This window comes from Stenotrophomonas sp. P5_A9 (assembly GCF_056400525.1).
The window spans coordinates 1-5,225 of record NZ_JBFULC010000116.1 but is presented as its reverse complement, the minus strand read 5'-3'; the positions used below and the strand labels follow the sequence as shown (position 1 = coordinate 5,225).

4 protein-coding genes are annotated in these 5,225 nt (G+C 60.3%); all 4 read right to left on the bottom strand.

Going from position 1 to position 5,225, the window contains the following annotated elements:
• A partial coding sequence (locus tag AC1DR7_RS19940; protein ID WP_478076646.1) for an OBAP family protein occupies positions 1-591 on the bottom strand: 591 nt, incomplete at its 3' end.
• 41 nt (positions 592-632) lie between these two features.
• Positions 633-3,230, bottom strand: a complete 2,598-nt coding sequence (gene ligD, locus AC1DR7_RS19935; protein ID WP_478076645.1) for a DNA ligase D — start codon at positions 3,228-3,230, stop codon at positions 633-635.
• Between the two features lie 12 nt (positions 3,231-3,242).
• Positions 3,243-3,419: a DUF3606 domain-containing protein gene (locus tag AC1DR7_RS19930; RefSeq protein WP_088434045.1), complete on the bottom strand. Its 177-nt coding sequence runs from the start codon at positions 3,417-3,419 to the stop codon at positions 3,243-3,245.
• Positions 3,420-3,586: 167 nt separating this feature from the next.
• Positions 3,587-4,549 carry a non-homologous end joining protein Ku gene (gene ku / locus AC1DR7_RS19925; protein ID WP_354286390.1) on the bottom strand — a complete coding sequence of 321 codons (963 nt, stop codon included), beginning with the start codon at positions 4,547-4,549 and terminating at the stop codon, positions 3,587-3,589.
• Positions 4,550-5,225: the final 676 nt, after the last annotated feature.

The following is a 5,225-nucleotide window of genomic DNA, read 5'->3' as shown; positions in this document are numbered from 1 at the left end:
GGCAGCGACCATGGCTGGGTCCGCCTGGCCGTCTGCGGTGAACCCCATCATCAGCTGCGGCATGCCTCGGGGCAGGTCCTTGTCCAGGTCTGTGTGCCAGGTGTGCCAGGTCTTGCCATACGTGTGGATGAGCTTCTCCATCAGCGCATGCTCGGCCGCCTCGGGAATCCCTGGCGCAATGAGCTGACCGGATTTCACCTCTTGAACATGGCTGTGCCACAGCGCTTTTTCCTGTTCAGGAAGGCCCGCAAACAGCTTCTCACTGATGATGTATTCCACCCCCATCAACTTGGCGTCTTTCACATTGCCATCGTAGATCGTGCACTGGATGACATCCTCGTTGAGGATGGAGCAGTAGTGGTGAGCCTCCATTTGGACCTTCATCTGGCCGTTGTAGAAATGGAACCCGTCCAGATAGGCGTTGATGGCGTCGACCGGAGGCCGGTCCTGCAGCACCGCGGCGCCAGCGTCCAGCGCTTTCGTCTTCGCGGTTTCTTCAGCCCCCGGTGCTTGGACGCTGGACTCTGTGTTCCCACCCCCGCACGCAGACAGGACAAGCGCGACGGCGGCGCAAACGATGGATCGACGCATAGTGATTTCTCCTGAAAAGCAACGGCAGCTGGTAAGTGGGATCAGTCGTCCTCTGCCCACCGTGCCAAGTTCTGTTGGATTGATTCAATGCCTTCCCAAGGGTCCTTGCGCCTGCGTTTGAGCTTGGCGGGCACGTCCTTCATGGTGAAGGTATCTGCGCGGGTGAGCTTGGACAGCTCGCTCCATGCGATGGGCATTGCCACGGGCGCGCCTGGCCGACCTCGCAAGGAATACGACGCAACAGCGGTGGCACCCCGCCCGTTGCGCAGGTAGTCAACGAAGATGCGTTTTTTGCGCAGGCTTTTGGTCGACGTAGCCAAGAATCGCTGCGGCTCGGACTGTGCCAGGGCGTCCGCGAACCCATGGGCAAACCGCTTGGTGAGATCCCAATCGCATCCGGGATTCAGCGGCACCACCACGTGTAAGCCCTTGCCTCCGGAAACGCGTAGGAAAGACTCCAGCTCCAACTGCTGAAGGAGCTTCCGAATGTCGGTGGCAGCTTTCTTGATCTCCGAGAACGGCACGTCCGGGCCTGGGTCAAGGTCGAACACCACGCGATCGGCGCGGTCGGGCGAATCGGCGTGGCTGCCCCAAGGGTGAAACTCCAAGGCGTTGAACTGCACAAGCTCCAAGAGACTGGCAGCGTCTTCAACCACCAGGTAGTAGGCGTTGATTCCACTGTCTTCCTTGAGCTTCACCGAACTGACCAACTCCAGACCCGCAGTGTGGTGTTTCTGGAAGAAGCACGGCCGGCCGTTCCCAGCTGGGCAGCGGATGATCGACAGTGGACGCCCAACGATCTCAGGCAGCAGATGGTCCATGACCGCGCTGTAGTAATCCCACACATCCTGCTTGGTGGCCTTGATGTCGGGGAAGATGACCTTGGACGGGCTTGAGAGCTTTGGGGGAACCCGCTCTCCTGCATCCGCCCTGCCCTTGCTGTTCGTGGGTTTGACGGCAACACTGCGCTCGGGTCTGGTGACGGCTTGCTTCCCACGTTTGTTCGGCTTGGCCGATGTAGCACCGCCGCCGGAATTGTTGCTCTGATCCGAGTCGTTCAGATCGGCCACGTCTTTGTCAGGCCGCACCGCTTTCAGCGACGCTTGGCGCAGCAATTGTTGCCCGCCAATCCCTCGGTAGAAGACCTCGACGACAAACCGGGGCGCAAACCAGGTGGCGGTCCGCAAGTCGGTCTCTGTCGTTGGGACATGTGCGGTGGGCTTCTTCCCGCCGGCCGTGCCGATCAGCGCTGTCAGCTCCCCAATTAAGGTGTCCGAAAACCCCGAGCCGACGCGCCCCACGTAGAGCCATCCATGCTTGGGGTCGGGCTTGGCCAGTAGCAACGATCCGAAACCGGTGCGGCTTCCTTTGGGCGCGGTGTAGCCGACCACGGCGAATTCGTCGCTGGCCAACTGCTTGGTCTTCTTCCAATCCTCGCCCCGGCCGCCGTGGTAGCCGCGATCGGCGCGCTTGGAGATGATGCCCTCGAAATGCTGCTCACCCGCCAAACGGTAGGCCGCCTCCCCATCGCCGGCGATGTGCGAACTCATGGCCAGATGGGTCGGGGCTCCCTTGAGAACTTCCTCCAAGAGCGCCTTTCGTTCCAGCAGCGGAGCATCGGCGATGTCCACGCCATTGATATGCAGAAGGTCAAAGAGCGCATAGGACAGCGCACCCTGGCGCTCCCCAGATAGGGTGGCTTGAAGTAGATTGAAGTCTTCCTTGGTCCCGCGCCCCGCGATCAGCTCCCCGTCCAGCGCGGCGGACTTCAACCCCAATGTAGCGATGGCTTCACGGATCTCCGGGATCTTGCTGGTCCATTCCAACGCGTTGCGCGACCACAAGCGAACCTCGCCTTCCGCCACCGTGGCCAGGATCCTGTAGCCATCCCATTTGATCTCATGAACCCACTGCTCGCCCTTTGGGGGCGATTCGCCCAGCTTGGCCAACTGGGGTTCGAACGGGCCCTGGGGGGCCTCGGCCCTTTTACCACCGGTCAGCGCCGACGCCCTCTTGGCCCAATCCACGCGTCGAGCGGGTTTTGCGAGGGGGATCGCCTTGAGTCGCTTCTTGTCGGGCTTCCCGCTGCCGGCCCGTTTGAGGTCTGCGGCAGGGGGCACGGCGACATCCCCCAACAGGTCATCGGCCTCGACCTGGCTGGCATAGGCATCGTCCTCCTTGAAGAGAAGCCACTGCGGCTGGCGCGCCGGCTTGCCGGATCGAACCAAGTGCCATCCGCCTTTGAGCTTGGATCCGAACAGTTCGAAGCGCAGGTGCCCTTTGGCGAGTTGGGCCTCGGGATCCCCTTCGGTGGCCCAGACCCCGTGATCGAACTGAGCAACATGACCGCCGCCATACTCGCCTTTGGGGATCTCGCCCTCGAAACCAGCGTAGTCAACGGGATGGTCTTCCACCTCCACAGCCATCCGCTTGACCTTCGGGTCGTAGCTTGGCCCTTTGGGCACAGCCCAACTCTTGAGAGCGTCACCGACCTGTAGACGAAAGTCGTAGTGGCGCCGGCTGGCGTGGTGCAATTGCACGACAAAGATGGCCCGCTGCCCCGCTGGCAGCACCTTTCCAGGCTCGGGCTCCTTTGTCCTGCTAAAGCTCCGTTTGCGCCGGTATTCGGTGAGGGACATGCCCCGCGCCCGTCACTTGCCCAGGTGCTTACGAACCGCAGCCGATGTGGGACCGACGGCCTTGACCGCCTCTTTGAGCTGAGCAGCCGTGATGCCCAACGCCTTGGTCCAATACTGGACCTCGTAGTCTTCGTTGACATTGATCCGGTCGCGATCGGGCGTTCCAGTCTTCTTTTTGTCGTCGCTCATGGCGCTGTAACTCCTTGGCAGGTAGACCGTTTCTAGCCCCGCCTCCGTGGGGTCACCGTGAACCGGCCTTGTCTATCTCTTCACGCCTCTTCGCGCCGCTAGGTTCTCCGCGCGTCTGCCCAGAAGCTGCGTCACGCTAGCGGCTTGCCCTACTTGGCTCTCGCCGCTCAGGCAGACTTGCGCGTCCTCTTGGCGGGCGCCTTCTTGGTGGCTTCTGTCTTGGGTGAGACCTTCTTCGACGCCCTTTTTGCCGGTGCAACCTTCTCCTTCTCCTTGCCCGACCTCGCCTGGGACTTGGAGGCCGTTTTCACCGGCAGGCTTTTGGCAGGGGTGCGCTTATTTGTCTCCAAGCTCTTCTGCAAGAGAGACATGAAGTCGACCACGTTCGTGGCAGCATCCTCTGGATGCACGGGCTCTTCAAACTTTGTGGTGGCACCGACATCTTTTACTCGCTTTTGAATGATCGCAGATAGCCTCTCGCGGAACTCGTCGTGATAGCTGTCCGGTGCCCACTCGCTGGTCATAGAGTTGATCAACTGCTTGGCCATCTCCATTTCCTTCGGCGCGATCCTATAGTCGCCAGTCTGCCCAGCCGGAAGCTTGTAGTCATCGGGCGCTACTAATTCCTGCGGATACCGAAGCAGAATCAGGACCAAAGCGTCCCCTTCAGGCATCACCGCACACAGGTATTCGCGGGTGCGGATCACCACTCGGGCGATGCCGACCTTTCCGGTTTCTCTCAGCGTCTCCCGGAGCAACACATAGCCCTTTTCCGCCTTCTTCCCAGGAACCAGGATGTATGGCTTCTCAAAGAAACGCAGACCAATGCTGGATGCATCGACGAACGCCTCTACATCGACGGACTCGTGGGTCTCTGGAGCGGCCGCGGCGATGTCTTCCTTCTCGACGACGACGTAACTGCCCTTGTCATACTCGAAGGCCTTAACAATGTCCTTCCACGGCACCTCCTCCCCCGTGTCCGCATTCACCCGCTCAAACCGAATCGGCTTCTTGTCTCGGGAGTCCAGCATCCGGAAGCTCAGATCAGTGCGGCGCTCCCCCGACATCAGCGAGACCGGGATGTTCAAGAGACCAAACGACAAAGATCCACTCCAGATAGGCCTAGCCATAACGATCCTTTTTGGCCGTGATTCGGCCGCTTTCCCTTGTATCGTCTGTGTCGTCGCCGCCCCGTGAACCGTCTATTGAGGGCGTCTCAGCGCAGAAACCAACCTTGTAACGAGGGCGGTAAACGGGGGCGTCTGCCCGTCCACTCCCGCCTGCAGACGGCTGGGACGGACCACCTTCCCTCACTGTCCCGATCCACGTCCCAATCATCGCCTTCGAGCGTCTCCTCCAAGTCGCTTGAGCAGCTCGCAACCTGGAAAACGGCATCTGCCACCGCCTCCATCTCATGCTCGAACCAGCGGCAGCCGTCGGCTGAAACCACCGAGGGCCCGTCCCCCAGGCTTGGGTATCCAGGCACTAATTCCTGCAGATGCTCTGCGGCCTGGCCAACGGTAAGACGGCGAAATCCCTTCATTGATGCCCAAATCTCTAACCGACGCACGATGGCAGGATTCATGGCCCGGCCCTCATTTCGTTTAGGAATAAAAGGTTCGTTCCAAGGGCGTCACAAACGAGCGATAACGTTGTAAAAATTTCCTTAAGTTGGGGGTGGACGGCTCAAATCCGTGGCCTACTTCACCCAAGCTGAACCATTTAGATTGTTCCCTTTTTCTTGCCGCCGTGCTCACTGCGCGAAGACGACCGAACTCCTATGGTCCTGCCACCACAGCCGATGAA

Coding starts and splice junctions, on each gene's coding strand:
- ku (WP_354286390.1), bottom strand. CDS start 4,549: ATGGCTAGGCCTATCTGGAGTGGATCTTTGTCGTTTGGTCTCTTGAAC.
- ligD (WP_478076645.1), bottom strand. CDS start 3,230: ATGTCCCTCACCGAATACCGGCGCAAACGGAGCTTTAGCAGGACAAAG.
- AC1DR7_RS19930 (WP_088434045.1), bottom strand. CDS start 3,419: ATGAGCGACGACAAAAAGAAGACTGGAACGCCCGATCGCGACCGGATC.